The organism is Smaragdicoccus niigatensis DSM 44881 = NBRC 103563, from assembly GCF_000380645.1.
GTDB lineage: Bacteria > Actinomycetota > Actinomycetes > Mycobacteriales > Mycobacteriaceae > Smaragdicoccus > Smaragdicoccus niigatensis.
On the sequence record NZ_AQXZ01000012.1, the window covers coordinates 200024 to 216103 of the forward strand.

The 16080-nt window shown below is 64.7% G+C and carries 14 protein-coding genes; 9 read left to right on the plus strand and 5 right to left on the minus strand.

Annotation, left to right across the window (positions count from 1 at the left end; translation table 11 throughout):
• Positions 1 to 2 precede the first annotated feature (2 nt).
• The 3 genes from F600_RS0105270 (at position 3) to F600_RS0105280 (ending at position 4640) form a co-directional block, all read left to right on the plus strand.
• Complete coding sequence (locus tag F600_RS0105270) at positions 3 to 1715, plus strand: ABC transporter substrate-binding protein (RefSeq protein WP_051090739.1); 1713 nt, start codon at positions 3 to 5, stop codon at positions 1713 to 1715.
• Positions 1712 to 2236 carry an adenine phosphoribosyltransferase gene (locus F600_RS0105275; protein ID WP_018159549.1) on the plus strand — a complete coding sequence of 175 codons (525 nt, stop codon included), beginning with the start codon at positions 1712 to 1714 and terminating at the stop codon, positions 2234 to 2236. The genes F600_RS0105270 and F600_RS0105275 overlap by 4 nt, the downstream gene beginning before the upstream one ends.
• A 64-nt stretch (positions 2237 to 2300) precedes the next feature.
• Positions 2301 to 4640 carry a RelA/SpoT family protein gene (locus F600_RS0105280; RefSeq protein ID WP_018159550.1) on the plus strand — a complete coding sequence of 780 codons (2340 nt, stop codon included), beginning with the start codon at positions 2301 to 2303 and terminating at the stop codon, positions 4638 to 4640.
• Positions 4641 to 4695: 55 nt separating this feature from the next.
• On the opposite strand, the gene F600_RS0105285 is transcribed toward F600_RS0105280, so the two are convergent.
• The 3 genes from F600_RS0105285 to F600_RS32555 all read right to left on the minus strand — a co-directional run bounded on the left by F600_RS0105285 (position 4696) and on the right by F600_RS32555 (position 7117).
• Positions 4696 to 5562 (minus strand): peptidylprolyl isomerase, encoded by an 867-nt coding sequence (locus tag F600_RS0105285; protein ID WP_018159551.1) that lies wholly within the window; start codon positions 5560 to 5562, stop codon positions 4696 to 4698.
• A 569-nt stretch (positions 5563 to 6131) separates the two neighbouring features.
• The gene (locus tag F600_RS31510) at positions 6132 to 6269 is read right to left on the minus strand and encodes a hypothetical protein (RefSeq protein WP_018159552.1); all 138 of its coding nucleotides are present in this window, start codon (positions 6267 to 6269) and stop codon (positions 6132 to 6134) included.
• 374 nt (positions 6270 to 6643) lie between these two features.
• Positions 6644 to 7117 carry a hypothetical protein gene (locus tag F600_RS32555; protein WP_040630548.1) on the minus strand — a complete coding sequence of 158 codons (474 nt, stop codon included), beginning with the start codon at positions 7115 to 7117 and terminating at the stop codon, positions 6644 to 6646.
• A gap of 37 nt (positions 7118 to 7154) precedes the next feature.
• Here F600_RS32555 and F600_RS31520 point away from each other — a divergent pair, with 37 nt between their 5' ends.
• The 3 genes from F600_RS31520 to F600_RS31065 are packed head-to-tail and all read left to right on the plus strand — an operon-like array spanning position 7155 to position 9183.
• Positions 7155 to 7481 carry a hypothetical protein gene (locus F600_RS31520; protein WP_156024423.1) on the plus strand — a complete coding sequence of 109 codons (327 nt, stop codon included), beginning with the start codon at positions 7155 to 7157 and terminating at the stop codon, positions 7479 to 7481.
• Between the two features lie 14 nt (positions 7482 to 7495).
• Complete coding sequence (locus F600_RS31855) at positions 7496 to 8350, plus strand: hypothetical protein (protein ID WP_018159556.1); 855 nt, start codon at positions 7496 to 7498, stop codon at positions 8348 to 8350.
• Between the two features lie 14 nt (positions 8351 to 8364).
• A complete protein-coding gene (locus tag F600_RS31065; protein WP_162141390.1) occupies positions 8365 to 9183 on the plus strand; it encodes a Stf0 family sulfotransferase in 819 nt (272 codons plus the stop codon).
• Positions 9184 to 9187: 4 nt separating this feature from the next.
• On the opposite strand, the gene F600_RS30115 is transcribed toward F600_RS31065, so the two are convergent.
• Complete coding sequence (locus tag F600_RS30115; RefSeq protein WP_156024424.1) at positions 9188 to 11182, minus strand: DUF6065 family protein; 1995 nt, start codon at positions 11180 to 11182, stop codon at positions 9188 to 9190.
• Positions 11183 to 11279: 97 nt separating this feature from the next.
• On the opposite strand from F600_RS30115, the gene hisS reads away from it, so the two are divergent.
• Positions 11280 to 12569, plus strand: coding sequence for a histidine--tRNA ligase (hisS, locus tag F600_RS0105330; protein WP_018159559.1), 1290 nt, complete (start codon positions 11280 to 11282; stop codon positions 12567 to 12569).
• Positions 12562 to 13221: a hypothetical protein gene (locus F600_RS0105335; protein WP_156024425.1), complete on the plus strand. Its 660-nt coding sequence runs from the start codon at positions 12562 to 12564 to the stop codon at positions 13219 to 13221. The genes hisS and F600_RS0105335 overlap by 8 nt, the downstream gene beginning before the upstream one ends.
• A gap of 6 nt (positions 13222 to 13227) precedes the next feature.
• Here the strand turns inward: F600_RS0105335 and ypfJ are convergent, their stop codons facing one another.
• A complete protein-coding gene (ypfJ, locus tag F600_RS0105340) occupies positions 13228 to 14142 on the minus strand; it encodes a KPN_02809 family neutral zinc metallopeptidase (RefSeq protein ID WP_018159561.1) in 915 nt (304 codons plus the stop codon).
• Between the two features lie 132 nt (positions 14143 to 14274).
• On the opposite strand from ypfJ, the gene aspS reads away from it, so the two are divergent.
• Entirely contained in the window at positions 14275 to 16041 is a 1767-nt protein-coding gene (gene aspS / locus F600_RS0105345) for an aspartate--tRNA ligase (RefSeq protein ID WP_018159562.1), read from the plus strand.
• Positions 16042 to 16080 lie beyond the last annotated feature (39 nt).

The window sequence follows — 16080 nt, forward strand, 5'->3', positions numbered from 1 at the left end:
GCATGGTGAAACGATCGGCGATTACCCTCCTGGCTGCCGGTTGTGTGGCCGCGACCGTGGCCGGATGTTCGGCCGACAAGGTTCCGTCCATCGGCTACGCGGTGGACGGGCCGATCACCACCTACAACGCGGCGTCCATGGAGGGCGCCGCGAGTGCCGCTGCACAGGCGTTCCCGCGGACGCTCATCGGCTTCAGCTATATGGGTCCCAACGGGCTCCCCATCGAGGACACCGACCTCGGCACGGCCAATGTCGTGCCGGGGGACGCCCTCACCATCCAGTACCGGATCAACCCGAAGGCCGTGTTCTCCGACGGAGACCCGATCTCGTGCGACGACATGATGCTGACGTGGGCCGCCCACAGCGGGATCTTCAGCAAGCGGTCGCCCGACGGCCAGGTCATGATCCCCATGTTCGATGTCGCCAGCACCGCCGGTTACCAGGACATCGAGCGAATCGAATGCCAGCCCGGTGCGAAGGACGCGACCGTCGTCTTCCACCAAGGGCGTTCGTACGCCAACTGGAAGATGCTCTTCGGCGCGACCGACATCATGCCGTCGCACGTCGCGGCCCGGGTGGCGGGAGTTCCGGACATCGTCGCCGCGATTCAAGGTGGTGACAACGGATCGATCCAGAAGATCGCCGACTTCTGGAACACCGGTTGGAACCTCAAGCCGGGCAAGCTCGATCTGTCGCTGTTCCCGGCGTCGGGTCCGTACCGCATCCAGTCCTTCAGCGACGAAGACGGTTTGGTCCTCGTGGCCAACGAGCGCTGGTGGGGCAACAAACCCGCGACGCCGCGAATCCTCGTCATCCCGCGCAGCGACAAGCTCAAGGACAAGGTCTCCTCGGGTGTGGTCGAGGTCGTCGACATCACGGCCGGTTCGGTGGACGGCCTCGACGTCGGCAAACTCAAGGGCGGCAACGTCGCTTCGCGGAACGTCGACGAACTTATTCTGCAGACGAACGGCGCCATGGGCCGGCCGGAAATCCGTCGCGCCCTTGCGCAGTGCACGCCGCGCACCAAGCTGTTCGATGACTTCGGTCACCCGGGCTTCAAGCCGGCCGAGACCGGTCTCGGTGCGGGCGTCGACAACTCGCGTCTCGTCCAAGCCGACTCCCTGATCTACCCCGCAGTTGCCGGGACCGAGGGAGGCAAGTTCCCTGGCGGCGACGTCAAGGCCGCGCTGGCGACCCTCGATGGCGCCCAAATCAAGGACGTCACAATCAAGATCGGGTACCGGACACCCGACGTGCGCCGCGCCGCGATCGTCAAGGCGATCGCCGACGCCTGCAAGCCGGCACGCATCAACATCGTCGACGCCGGTAGTCCCGACTTCAAGCCGTGGGCGCTGCGCGACCTCAAGATCGACGGCATGCTGACCGGCATCGGCGGCACCCTCGGAGCCGGCGGTTCGGCGACCGGGGTGGAGGAGTTGTACAGTCTCAGGACCGGCAGCCCGACGAACTTCGGTCTGTATGACAACACGAAGTTGAACGACGTTGTCGACAGCCTGGCGACCGACCCGAACTCGGCACTTGCCGTGGGTCCGCTCACCGACGCCGAAGGCATGCTGTGGGGCGACGTTCCGACGATTCCGCTGTTCGCGCAGCCGCGCACGATCGCCTTCGCAGACGGGCTGTCCAACGCGATCGCCAATCCCGGGCGAGGCGGTAGTGGCTGGAACATGGACAGATGGGTGCTCGAACGATGACCAGTGCAGTTGATGCGGTCAACCGGTTGACCCGATGGGTCGACGACTTCCCGATCGAAGGTGTGCGGTTCGCGGACCTGACACCAGTGTTGGCGGATCAGGACGGTTTCGCGTCGATCGTCGAGGCGCTCGCCGCGGCGGACATCGAATTCGATCTCGTGGCCGGTCTCGACGCGCGCGGATTCCTCCTCGCCGGCGCGGTCGCGATCCAGCGCGGCTGTGGCGTTCTCGCGGTGCGTAAGGCCGGGAAGTTGCCGCCTCCGGTGCTCAAGCGCGAATTCGCTCTCGAGTATGGAACGGCAGCGTTCGAGATCCCGGCAAGCCAGGTGGATCTCCAAGGTAAGCGAATTCTCATCGTCGATGACGTGCTCGCGACCGGCGGAACCCTCGCGGCCGCAGCGGGCCTGCTCGCCGATGCCGGGGCGACGGTCGTGGGGCTCAGCGTGATCCTGGAACTGACGTTCCTCGGTGGTCGCGATCGAGTGCCCGGGCTGCCACTCTCCGCCGTCGTCGCGCTCTGAGGACATAAACTAAGGTCGTGCCGCGTTATTTGTGGCACCGACCGCAGGGAGTGGGGGTGAGCCGGTGACGCAGAACATCGATCGCGGCCGTGGGGCCGAGGTGGATGGCCAGCCGCCTGCCGCCGAAGCACCTGCCGTTACTGCTGCGCCGTCAACACCGCGCCGGGTCCGCGCGCGCTTGGCTCGACGCATTACGGCGCAACGGCATTCGGCCGTCAAACCGGTCCTCGAGCCGTTGGTGGTCGTACACCGTGAGCTGTATCCGAAGGCAGATCTCGCCGTCCTTCAGAAGGCGTACGACATTGCCGAGGAACGGCACCAAGGCCAGCTGCGTAAGTCCGGCGACGCGTACATCACGCACCCGCTGGCCGTTGCCAACATCCTGGCCGAACTCGGCATGGACACGACGACCCTCGTCGCGGCCCTCCTGCACGACACCGTCGAAGACACCGGCTATTCGATCGATCAGCTGACCACAGACTTCGGGGCGGAGATCGCGCACCTGGTCGACGGGGTCACGAAGCTCGACAAGGTCAACCTCGGGAACGCCGCCGAGGCCGAGACGATCCGCAAGATGATCATCGCGATGGCCCGCGACCCGCGCGTTCTGGTCATCAAGGTCGCGGACCGGCTGCACAACATGCGGACGATGCGTTTCCTGCCGCCGGAGAAGCAGGCGAAGAAAGCCCGCGAGACGCTGGAAGTCATTGCGCCGCTTGCCCACCGCCTCGGCATGGCGACGGTCAAGTGGGAACTCGAGGACCTCTCGTTCGCGATTCTGCATCCGAAGAAGTACGACGAGATCGTGCGGCTGGTCGCCGGGCGAGCACCGTCGCGCGACCAGTATCTGAACCGGGTGCGTCAGGAAGTGAACGCGACGCTGAACGCTTCGCGGATCAACGCGACCGTCGAAGGACGGCCCAAGCACTACTGGTCGATCTATCAGAAGATGATCGTCAAAGGTCGCGACTTCGACGACATCCACGACCTCGTCGGTATCCGCATTCTGTGCGAGGAGACGCGCGACTGCTACGCCGCGGTCGGTGTCGTCCACGCGCTGTGGCAGCCGATGGCCGGCCGTTTCAAGGACTACATCGCGCAGCCCAGGTTCGGCGTCTATCAGTCGCTCCACACGACCGTGGTGGGTCCGGACGGCAAGCCGCTCGAAGTGCAGATTCGTACTCGCGAGATGCACCGCACCGCCGAGTTCGGCATCGCGGCCCACTGGCGGTACAAGGAATCGAAGTACCGCGACGCGGCGAAGCACGACCACGCCGAGGTCGACGACATGGCGTGGATGCGCCAACTGCTCGACTGGCAACGGGAAGCCGCCGACCCAGGCGAGTTCCTCGAGTCGCTGCGGTACAACCTCGCCGTCAAGGAAATCTTCGTCTTCACCCCGAAGGGCGACGTCATCACGTTGCCGACCGGGTCGACGCCGGTGGACTTCGCCTACGCGGTGCACACCGAGGTAGGCCACCGCTGCATCGGTGCGCGTGTCAACGGGCGCCTCGTCGCGCTCGAACGACAGCTCGAAAACGGTGAGGTCGTCGAGGTCTTCACCTCGAAGGCCGCGAATGCCGGACCGAGCCGTGACTGGCAGAACTTCGTCGTTTCACCGCGTGCCAAGGCCAAGATCCGGCAGTGGTTCGCGAAGGAACGCCGCGAGGAGGCGCTCGAGAACGGCAAGGACGCGATCGCCAAGGAAGTCCGCCGGGTCGGGCTCCCGCTGCAGCGCTTGTTCAGTGCCGATGCGATGTCCTCGGTCGCGGCGGAGTTGCGCTACGCGGACATCTCCGCCCTATACACCGCGGTCGGCGAGCACCAGGTTTCGGCCGCGCACGTGGTGCAGCGGCTCATGGCGCACTACGGCGGGGTCAGCGACGTCGAGGAGGAGATCGCCGAGCGGCTCACGCCGTCGACCTTGGTGTCGCGCAACCGGGCTCCGAGCGATGCGGGCGTCACGGTGCCGGGCGCCGATGGAACCGTCGCCAAGCTCGCGAAGTGCTGCACCCCGGTGCCCGGGGACGAGATCCTGGGCTTCGTGACTCGGGGCGGCGCGGTGTCGGTGCACCGGACCGACTGCACGAATGCGGAGAACCTGCGTGAGCAGCGCGAACGCATCATCGAGGTGGTGTGGGCGCCGTCGCCGAGTTCGGTGTTCCTCGTGGCGATCCAGGTCGAAGCACTCGACCGGCACCGCCTGCTGTCGGACGTGACGAAAGCTCTCGCGGACGAGCGCGTGAATATTCTGTCGGCTTCGGTGACGACGTCGGGTGACCGCGTGGCGGTCAGTCGCTTCACGTTTGAGATGGGCGACCCGAAGCACCTCGGCCACGTCCTCAACCAGGTCCGCAACGTCGAAGGGGTCTACGACGTCTACCGGGTGACGTCCGCGGCCTGATCTCAGCGCAACGAAAAAGCGCCCGCCGGTGAGGCGGGCGCTTTTTCGTGCAGAACTAGCCGGTGACGGCGGTGATCTCCACCTTGGCGACGGGCTGACCGTCCTCGCCACCGCCGACGATGCCCTGCTGGGCGATCTTGTCGAGGGTCTGCAGGTCGTTTTGATCGACCCAGCCGAAAACGGTGTAGGACGGAGGCAGCTTCGAATCGCCGTAGACGAGGAAGAACTGGCTGCCGTTGGTGCCTGGTCCCGCGTTCGCCATGGCGATCATGCCGCGACCGTAGGTGAGCAGCGGCTTCTTGTCGGGCTGGTCGACCGGGAACTCGTCCGCGAACTGGTAACCCGGTCCGCCGGTACCGCTACCGGTCGGGTCGCCACACTGCAGAACCTTGAGTTCAGCGCTCGAGGTCATGCGGTGGCACGTGGTGCCGTTGAAGTATCCCTGGCGCGCCAGGCTGATGAAGTTGTTCACCGTGCACGGCGAATCCGCGATTCGCATCCACATGGTGATCGGACCCTGTGCGGTCTCGATCTTCATCGGCTGCGGCATGATGCCGTTGGCGTCACCGGTCGTTGCGATGCCGGTGGCCGCCGGCGGGTTGACCGGCTTGGCGGCCGGCGCCGGAGTCGGGTCGTATTTGCAGTCGACAAGATCCGGGAAGGGCGTCGCACGACGTGCCGGCATCGGCGCAGCCGGTTGCGGCGGCGCGGCGGACGTTGTCGACGCGGCTTGGGTCGACTTGTCGTCGGAACTGCTCTTGTACACCATGACGCCGCCGACTACTGCGGCGATCACCACGACGCCGACGATGGCGCCCAGGACGGTGTTCCGACGGCGCAGGCGGGCGCGCTCAGCACGTCGCTCGAGCTGACGCTGAAGCTTCCTTTTTGCGGCCGCACGGCGCTGCTGATTGGTGGGCACGAATTTCCTCCGTGATTCAAGCGGCACAGACTCGACAAGACTATGGCATGTCCATGCGGGCTCTCCGGATGCGCTACCGGCGGTTCACCAACGATGGCAATCGGACGTATCGGATTTTCGGTCTGCGACGGAAAGACGTGTGGCATCGAGAAAATCGGGTCATCGGTACACGTCAGTGTCGGCAACCGTTTTTGAGTCGTGTTTTGGAACCGCTCGTTCTCGAGCCGGAGGATCGTGTCGATCTTTCCGACGTCGGTCGAGGAATCCGGGGAAAGTGTCGACTTCCACCATTTGGGGAAGCTGTAGGGACGCAGGCGACGATCCGTGGCCTGTGGCCCACGCCCAGAAGAACAGGCACATGAACAGGGCGGAAGCTATTTCCTGATACGGCCACAGCCCGACTGCTAAAACAATGCCGAATTACCTAATTCGGTCGAAGGGGACGAAATAACTGACTGCGCTGGGATCGTAGTTAATTGGCGACATATGGACGTTGAGGAGCGAAACGTCGTCGACCGCCGGGACGGGGCTGCGACTCCAGCCAGATGATGGTCGCGAAAATGGTCGAGTCATAGAGCCATGGCACCGCAGTGATAGGCGTCGTTCAGCACCGTGTTGACGTTGATGGTGACGGCGAGCGCGGCGAGCAGGCCTGACGCGATGCAGTCGGCGTGGACGCCACGGTCCGCTCCGCTTGTCTTCGTCACGCTCGAGTGGCGACGGCAGGCAATCGGGTCCGTCTCGGTCCGTCGCGCGTGCTGCCAGCCTTGGCATCAGACCCCCGATTACTTGCGGTCAAATTCAGCCGCCTGGGGGACCCATGTTCAAGTCGAATTATGCGATTTCGGACAGTCTTGCCGACATTCATCGGGATTGGCGGAGATGTGGGAAATTGAATTTTGTATTTAGCGTTCTTGCGAAGAGGAACGTATATGTCGCGAGGCCAAGAGCCAACGAACCGACGAGGTCAACGACGGCCCGCCCAGCGTCGTGTTGGTCCCGCTGCTGTCGTCGCCACGTCCGTCATGATCAGCCTCTTCGAGGTCACGCCGATCGTTTACGCTGCGCCGGCGGACTGCCCTCAGCCCAACCAGCAAACAACGTCGCCACCGCCGGCCGCACCGCCACCGCCGGCTCCTCCTCCGCAAGCCCCACCTGCACCGCCGCCACCTGCACCTCCACCGCCACCGCCGCCGCCGCCGCCACCCCCTCCGCAGGTGATCTCGCCGCCTCCCTTCGTGCCGCCGATCATCGTGTTCCCACCGCCACCGCCGCCGCCGCCGCCGCCACCGCCGCCACCGCCACCACCGCCACCGCCACCACCGCCACCGCCGCCGCCGCCGCCGCCACCGCCGCCGCCGCCACCGCCACCGCCACCGCCACCACCGCCACCACCGCCGTCACCACAAATTGCTTTGTGGGATCCGCCCGCGCGCCGTGACGGTCCTGAGGTTGTCCATCGGCTGGATTTCCAGCAGGCAAATGGGGATGACTGCGGCTCGCCGCCGCCGCCGCCACCACCACCACCGCCGCCGGCTCCTCGGCCGGCGGGCATGGCGTTGCAAGACCCCCAAGTTCCTGAGGGTGGGGAAGTGGCGTCCACTGGATACGGTTGTGATCCGAATGCGGATGTGACCCTTTCGAGCGAAGGGATGGTCGTCGGCACGACCACATCCGACGCTCAAGGTCGTTTCCAGACGCCACTCGACGTGTCCAACCTCGGCATCGGCCGGCACAACGTCGTCGCTGTGTGCGGGGTGACGTTGGCTGCGTCGTTGGACGTCTACCTCGTGACGCACTGGACGAGCAGTTCAGTGTTGACGATCATCATGGCGTTCCTCATGACGATCGTCGCCATGCTCTATCTGTACCCCAACGGGCTGTCCCGCCGGGTGGGGCGCTTGATCGGCCGGGACTAAAGGATCTGATGGTTATGAGGCTCCGGATCGCCGCAGCGGCGCTGACTTCAATGGTTCTGGCCGCACTGCCGCTTCTCGGCGGGGAGGCCCCGGCCGGCGCCGCGCCGGAAGCGGGCGGTCTGAGTTACGTCGCCACCTTGGATGGGCAGGACGTCGCCGCGTCAACGGAGTCGAAGCCCCTTCGTTTGGAACTCTCGCGTCCGATAGTTCTCGCGGTTCAGTTCACCAATCACAGTGGGCAAGCAGTGTCGGTCGACGACATCGGAATCCGTGGCGAGATCCTTGGGCTGACGCTGTTCAACGTGGAGGCAGCGGTGGACTTGTCGGTTCCTGCCCACAAGTCAGCATCCTTGAAGCTGAAGATCAACCTGCGTCAACTGCGTGGGCAGGCGACCGGTCTCATCGGCGGGGTCTTCGAGGTCCAAACGGCGGCCGGACAAACCATTGACACCGACATCGTCACCGATGTGCGAGGTTCGCTGTTCTCGGTGTATGGACTGCTGGGGCTGTTCCTGGTGATCGTGACGATCCTCGCCGGACTTGAGGTTGCACTTGCGATCTCGCAGGGAAATATGCCCGCGAACCGGTTCCGGCGTGGATTGCTGACTTCGGTTCCCGGTATCGGGATGGGACTGATCCTCGTCTTCTCATTCTCGGCGTTGCGCGTGTGGGCTCCGACCGGGCCCAAATGGATTCTTGCCGTTCTGATACTCGGTGCCAGCTGCTTCGCGGTCGGTTACTTCACCGGTCAGCCGGACGAGGACGACGACGAGATGTGGGACGGCAAATCGCCTCGGCACGCGATGGACGAAAGTATCGAGACATCGGTAATGGTGGAGCATCCGGTACCGCCCCCTCCAGGAAACTAGGTACCGGAACGATCTTGCAGACTGATCACGCGCAGCTCGGGATACCGCCCGATCCCTACCTGATCTGCACAACACCCAGATCCGGAAGTTGGTTGCTTTGTGATGGCCTAGCGGCGACGGGCATCGCGGGCACACCTGGGGAGTTGCTGACCGAGGGCTCCATTGACCTGCGCCGAAATCGTTGGGAGACAGAGCACTCGCCGCAGATGACGATGACGGACTACCTGAATGTCGTGCGTCGAGAATCAATCACCGGGAACGGCGTATTCGGGGTGAAGTTGTTCTGGGCGGACTTTCTGAGCCTGCCTCGGCTCGACGGCTTGCCGGAATCGTGGGAGAACTCGAAGGCAACGCTGAAGCGGGCTTTTCCGACGTGTCGGTACATCTGGCTGACCCGCCGCGACAAGGCTCGGCAGGCGATTTCTCTCGCCCTCGCCGGCCAGACCGACCGGTGGTGGAACTTCATTGGTCCGCAACCGGCGCAGCTTGCGCGACCCGCGATTGCCCGGCCAACCGCACTCACCTTCAACCCCGTCGAGTTGCTGCGCCTTGAGCAAGTGCTGGTCGATTGGGACAAGCAGTGGTGCCGATTATTCGCGGAGAGTGGGATAGATCCGCTTCGCATCGACTACGAGGACCTTTCCGCCGACTACGCTGCGACGATTTTGCGGGTGTTGGCATGGCTCGATGTGACGCCAACCGACGCGGTGGCAATTCAACCGCCCCGCATGCGACGGCAATCAAATGGCACGAACGAGGAATGGCTCCGGCGCTTCCACGAATGGAAAGCGACGGACCGTGTGGCTCAACTGTTCTCGGTGCAGGCTTTGTGAGCGGTCACAGCTTCCGGAGCAGGCCCACGGATTGCAGTTTGTCGAGTGCGATGACGACTTGGTCGAAGGGGATCGATTCAAGTCCGAATTCCTTGGCGGCGCGGTCCGCGATCTCAGTGAGCGTATCGCCGGCCTGGATGGTGTTGAGAATGAACACCGAACCCGCGCCGAGTCGGTGCGATTGTCCGTCCGGCGTCGTCGCAATCGCCCCCTCGGAGTCTTCGGCGATGTGGACCCCTGGCTCGACGATGAACTGATCACCGCTAGCGGGCAAGCCCGTGATCGGGAGACTGAACGTCACTGTTCCCGGACCTTCGAAGAAATGGAGTCCTTCCGCAAAAGTCCGGGCCGCGTCCTCGGTATCGGGATCACTGTGACCGGGCTCCCGGTCGGCGTACCACGCCGACAGGACTGAGACGCTGCCGGGACTTCCATCCCGCTTGACGGTGATCTCGACTCCGATCGAACAAGCATCGGCATCCGCGCATTCGGGGTGGTCCTGTGCCCAGGATTGCGTTGCGTTCTTCAAGACGCTGGCCGCGCGGAGGTAGTCGACGCTCCCGGTGGCGCGGAGTCCTCCCGGGCGGATGTGCCCTCTGATGAAAACGGGCGAGCGAAGGGGATCTGGAACGCCGAACACTTCCCCTAGTCGGATCGACGTCTTGTTGTCGACGATGCACAGGCGGTTGAAGTCGGGCGACATCTCATTCGTTCCCCACCTCGGCGGTGTCTGTGCCTCCGCCGGGTCGACTTCCACGGATCCGGGCCCGTCGATCAGCAGATTTCCGCCGCTGAATCCACCTTCAGTCAGGGAGTAAACGAATTCGTAGCCCGGTTGCGACGGCGGCGATGCGGGTAGTTCGAAGCAGCCTGGAAGCGCCATCGCCACGTCCGCAATCTCCACGCTGCCGACGCCGATGTTGTCCCAGGCCCAGTGGGTCAATGCGGCGAGAAACTTTGCCCGCGTCTCGGAACTGAACAGCGAGGCGGGGTCGGCGGTCAGGCATGCGAGACGGCCACCGGCCGACTCGACTCTCCATACTGCGTGATCGCGCGGGTGGCCAGGAGCCAGAGTTTGTTCGAACGCTGCGCGGAGTGCGGTGGTGGACCAGTAAAAGAAGTCGTCCGCGACCCAAGCCCATCGTCGGTAGGTTCGCGCGTCGCCGGGATAGGCAGCGGGGATTGGAATCGCCTCGGTGAACTTGGACGTGTCCTCCGTCGTGCCGGTGGTGCTTGGCGCTGGCGCCGATGCGGGGGAATCCATCGGGGCGTTGGCGAATGGCTCGATGTGCACACGAGTTCGGTGCTCGGGGGCTGGAGCGCCCACCGAATTCTTCCCAGTGAAGTAGTTGCGTTCCCACGCTCGAGGATCGTCGTTGGTCGCGTTGAACTTCCGGCGAGACTCGAGCCAGCGTCGGTACTCGGCGTCCAAATCCGGATCATCGTCGAGCGCGGCGATTCGTGGCTCGGCGCGCTCCAGCGTGTCGATCGAAAGAGGCTGGAGGAAGCAGACCGGATCGCCGGCTGCGAATCGCACCCAGTGGTGGGGTCTGGTTATCCGCCAATTCATGGTGAAAGTTGCAGTCATCCAGTCGGTTTCGACTATTCCATCCAACGGATGGGCACCGTCGACCCAGAAGTTCGGCGTACCGCGCACCGACATGACCACGCCGGGTGGCGTTCGGAACAGCCATGGGATTCCGAAGGTGATTACGCCCGATCCGAAATGGTCGACGACGAAGCCGGCTGCCGGATGGGTGGGCTCGCCGACCTCGATTCTAAGACTCCCAACCGCGGCACTGCCATTCCAGCGCACGGAGATATCGAATGGCGTGCACACGACCCAGCCAGCCTGGTTCGCGACGGTGAGCGGCAGGCACCGTCGAGCGAACGCAAAAGGGGTGGCGTCCATCCAGGCTCGACGTTTCATTGCGGGGACGGGAACAAGCCCTTCGGTGGCACCCAGGGTGTACGCGACTAAGTCCCAGTTCTCAGTCATGCGATCCATCTAAGCGGACAAACGCGCCGGCCCCGGGGTGATCGGTTGGGGTAGGCAGCCCGAAGAGTGTTGGTCTGGGCGGAAGTAAGGTATCGGAGTGACTGCTCCACATTCGGCCACCAAGATTGCCCCATTCAGCGCCCCCAAAGGCGTCCCGGACTACGTTCCGCCGCAGTCGGATGAATTCGTGGCCGTTCGGTCGGGACTCATCCGGGCGGCGACCCTGGCCGGTTACGAGCACATCGAGTTGCCGATCTTCGAAGACACCGCGCTGTTCGCCCGCGGCGTCGGGGAGTCGACCGATGTCGTCACCAAGGAGATGTACACGTTCGCCGACCGCGGAGAGCGCAGCGTCACGTTGCGGCCGGAGGGCACGGCGGGCGTCATGCGCGCGGTGATCGAGCACGGCCTCGACCGTGGCGTGCTCCCCGTCAAGCTCTGCTACGCGGGCCCGTTCTTCCGGTACGAGCGACCGCAGGCGGGCCGGTACCGGCAGCTGCAGCAGGTGGGCGTGGAAGCGATCGGCGTTGATGACCCGGCGCTGGACGCGGAGGTCATCGCGGTCGCCGACGCCGGATTCCGGTCGCTTGGACTGGATGGCTTCCGGCTCGAGATCACCTCGCTCGGCGACGACACCTGCCGTCCCCAGTACCGGGAGAAGTTGCAGGAGTTCCTTCTGAAGCTGCCTCTCGACGAGGCCACTCGCAACCGCGCGAACATCAACCCGTTGCGTGTTCTCGACGACAAGCGACCCGAAGTGAAGGCGATGACCGCCGACGCGCCTCTCATGCTCGACAATCTGTCGGATTCGGCGAAGGCGCACTTCGAAGAGGTCCTGATGCACCTGGACGCCATCGGCGTGCCGTACGTCATCAACCCCCGCATGGTTCGGGGTCTCGATTACTACACGAAGACGACGTTCGAGTTCGTGCACGACGGTCTGGGCGCGCAATCGGGGATCGGCGGCGGCGGTCGTTATGACGGCCTGATGGGTGAGCTCGGTGGCCAGCCGCTGTCCGGAATCGGATTTGGACTCGGTGTCGACCGCACGCTGCTCGCGTTGGCTGCAGAAGGCAAGACTGCAGGTAGCGGTACCCGCGTCGACGTTTTCGGAGTGCCGATGGGGGAGTCTGCGAAAAGCAAACTGGTTGTTATCGCGGCGCAGCTCCGGCAGCGCGGAATTCGAGTCGATCTGGCTTATGGTGGCCGCGGACTCAAGGGAGCGATGAAGGCCGCGGACCGATCTGGTGCGGCGTTCGCGCTCATCCTCGGCGATCGCGAATTGGAGGCGGGCACGGTCGTGGTGAAGAACCTCCGGACCGCCGAACAGACGCCGGTCGAACTCAGCAATGTCGTCGACTATCTCGGGAGCAACGTCAGTGTCTGAACCAAACCGGGTGCCGGAACCGAACCAGCTGCCCAGCACGGTTTCGCTCGACCTCATCCCCTCGCAGATGTACGGGAAGGCGGTCCGGAAGATCGTCCTCACCGTCGGGGTTCTCACCGCCATTGCGATGGGCCTGGTCTTCTGGGCAGTGAACTGGTGGGTCGCGTTGATCGTGGGGGTGCTGGTCAGCGGTCCGACGATCCTGTCCGCACTGTCGGCCCTTCGCCGGTCGGTCACGCTGAGCGGCACGACGGTGCACGCGGTTCGCGGGGTCTTCACGAAGAAGGTCGATCTGGCGAACGCCTCGACCGTGGAACTCGTCGTCCGACCGGGCCGCATCAACATGATCAACCTGTACGTCTCGGACGGGAAGTCGGCGGTCACCCTGCCGCTCGCCCTGTACAGCGACGGCGCCGGGCGGGAACTGGAGATCCTCGCGATCCGCGGGCTCGCGGACGGGTTGGCAGCCAGTCACCTCGCGGCCGCGCTCGCCGCCTCAACGGTCCTGGTCAACCAGCTGCGCGCCATGGCGCGCGACGCGTCGCCCAATGAGCGACCGCTCTACCGCGCGACGATGCAGGCTGCGGCGTCGAAGACGATTTCCGTGACGCTGACCGACGAACAGGTTGCCGCACTCGTCAACATGGGCTGAGGGCGGTCAGCGCAATGCCGGCGGGTTGTTCAGGTCGCGGGCCGAATAGGTGTCGCAGGCGCTGATCTGTCCGGTCTTGTAGCCGGCGCTGAACCACGCCTGGCGCTGCGCAGACGTGCCGTGCGTGTACTTCTCCGGGTTGGTGCGGCCGGTCATCGATTCCTGGATGTGGTCGTCGCCGACGGAGGCTGCGGCCGACAGCGCGTCCGCGATGTCCTTCTGCGTGAGCGGCTTGAGGTACGGCTGAGTTTGTCCAGGTGCGGGGTCCTTGTCCGCGTAGTAGGCCCAGATGCCGCCGTAGCAGTCAGCCTGTAGTTCGGTGCGGACGGCGCCGGAATTGGCGCCTTGCGGGTCCTGCTGCGACTTGTTGATGTCGCCCAGCTGGGTCTGAATGTGGTGGCCGAACTCATGGGCGACGACGTACTCCTGCGCCAGCGCGCCACTGCTCGAACCGAACTGCTCCTCGAGGGTTTTGAAGAAAGTCGTGTCGAAGTACGCGACGTTGTCGGCTGGGCAGTAGAACGGGCCGACGTCGGTGTTAGCGGGACCACAGCCGGTTTGGACGTCGCCGGAGAAGAGCTTGAGGCCCGGCTTGATGTAGTCGACGCCAGTCTGCTTGGGGAGTTCCGTGCCCCAGACGTCGTCCAGGCTGTACGCAGTGGCAATGACGCGGCAGTTCGGGTCCGTGTTCGCAGCCTGGCCGGTGGTGCACTGCGAAACATCCGGCCCGGCACCCCCATCGCCGCCCCCGGTGCTGCTTCCACCCAGTATCGAACTGGGGTCGACACCCATCAACAGGGCGATCACGACGATGATGAGCCCGCCTGCGCCGCCGCCGATGGCAATGCCTCGGCCACGTCCGCCACCACCGCCGGTGCTGGCTCGATCCGGGTCGAACTGCATGCCCTCGTTGAAGGTCATTTCCGCGCTCCCTCATTGCTCGCTGGCCACAGTCAGCTTTTCACGACACTGATGTAGCGGGAGCAGATTTCCCAGCGCAACCGACCCTCCGTAGGATCGACACCCGTATAGCGATTTCACGAAAGGTCGGCTGTGCTACGCACCCACGAAGCAGGCGCGCTGCGAAGCAGCGACGCTGGTCATATCGTCACTCTCGCAGGTTGGGTCGCGCGCCGTCGCGACCACGGAGGCGTGACGTTTGTCGATCTTCGTGACGCGTCCGGCGTGTGCCAGGTCGTGTTCCGCGAGGGCGAACCCGCTGCTCAGGCGCACAAGCTGCGCAATGAGTTCTGCGTGAAGGTAACTGGCAAGGTCGAAATCCGTCCGGAGGGCAACGAGAACACCGAGATCCCGACGGGTGCGATCGAGATCAACGTGACCGCGCTCGAGGTCCTCAACGAGAGCGCACCGCTGCCCTTCCAGCTCGACGAGCAGCCTGGCGAAGAGACGCGTCTGCGTCACCGTTACCTCGACCTGCGTCGCGAGGGTCCGGGTGCGGCGCTACGTCTGCGGTCGAAGGTCAACGCGGCGGCGCGTGAGGTGCTCGCGCGCCACGACTTCGTCGAGATCGAGACTCCGACTCTCACGAAGTCGACGCCGGAAGGCGCACGTGACTTCCTCGTCCCCGCCCGCCTGCAGCCGGGCAGCTTCTATGCCCTGCCGCAGAGCCCGCAGCTGTTCAAGCAGCTGCTCATGGTCGCGGGCATGGAGCGCTACTACCAGATCGCGCGTTGCTATCGCGACGAAGACTTCCGTGCCGACCGCCAGCCCGAGTTCACGCAGCTCGACATCGAGATGAGCTTCGTCGACCAGGATGACGTCATCGCCCTTGCCGAGGAAGTCCTGGCCAACGTCTGGAAGACGATCGGCGTTGATGTCCCGACCACGATCGATCGCATGACCTACGCCGAGGCGATGCGTCGCTTCGGTTCGGACAAGCCGGACCTGCGCTTCGACATCGAGATCGTCGAGTGCGCGGAGTACTTCACGAACACGCCGTTCCGCGTCTTCCAGTCCGAGTACGTCGGTGCCGTCGTCATGGCGGGCGGTGCATCGCAGCCGCGCCGCACGCTCGACGCGTGGCAGGAATGGGCGAAGCAGCGCGGTGCCAAGGGCCTCGCATATGTCCTGATCGGCGAAGACGGCGAGCTCGCTGGTCCGGTCGCCAAGAACCTGTCCGATGACGAGCGCGCTGGACTCGCCGCGCACGTCGGTGCCAAGCCGGGAGACTGCGTGTTCTTCGCGGCGGGTGCCACCAAGCCTTCTCGCGCTCTGCTCGGTGCGGCCCGTGGTGAGATCGCCAAGCGCCTTGGTCTCATCGACCCGAACAAGTGGTCGTTCCTGTGGGTCGTCGACGCGCCGCTGTTCGAGCCGGCTGCCGATGCGACGGCCTCGGGTGACGTCGCGCTCGGCTACAGCGCCTGGACCGCCGTGCACCACGCATTCACGTCGCCCAAGCCGGAGTCGGTCGACACGTTCGACACGGACCCGGGCAACGCGCTCGCTTACGCCTACGACATCGTGTGCAACGGCAACGAGATCGGTGGCGGAAGCATCCGTATCCACCGCAAGGATGTACAGGAACGCGTGTTCGCGGTCATGGGCATCAGCCACGAGGAAGCCCAGGAGAAGTTCGGGTTCCTCCTCGACGCCTTTGCCTACGGTGCACCGCCGCACGGCGGCATCGCGTTCGGTTGGGACCGCATCACCGCGCTCCTCGCCGGCACCGAGTCGATCCGTGACGTCATCGCGTTCCCGAAGTCCGGTGGCGGCGTCGACCCACTGACGTCGGCGCCGGCTCCGATCACGCCGCAGCAGCGCGCGGAGTCGGGCATCGACGGGCCGAAGAAGAAAGTCTGATCGGTCGATTTTGGAATCGGTGTCACGCTGACCGCGACA

Excerpts from the sequence above, each read along its gene's own strand:
- F600_RS0105270 (WP_051090739.1), top strand. The coding sequence starts at position 3 with ATGGTGAAACGATCGGCGATTACCCTCCTGGCTGCCGGTTGTGTGGCC.
- F600_RS0105275 (WP_018159549.1), top strand. The coding sequence starts at position 1,712 with ATGACCAGTGCAGTTGATGCGGTCAACCGGTTGACCCGATGGGTCGAC.
- F600_RS32555 (WP_040630548.1), bottom strand. The coding sequence starts at position 7,117 with ATGCCCGCCGGCCGAGGAGCCGGCGGCGGTGGTGGTGGTGGCGGCGGC.
- F600_RS31855 (WP_018159556.1), top strand. The coding sequence starts at position 7,496 with ATGAGGCTCCGGATCGCCGCAGCGGCGCTGACTTCAATGGTTCTGGCC.
- F600_RS30115 (WP_156024424.1), bottom strand. The coding sequence starts at position 11,182 with ATGACTGAGAACTGGGACTTAGTCGCGTACACCCTGGGTGCCACCGAA.
- ypfJ (WP_018159561.1), bottom strand. The coding sequence starts at position 14,142 with ATGACCTTCAACGAGGGCATGCAGTTCGACCCGGATCGAGCCAGCACC.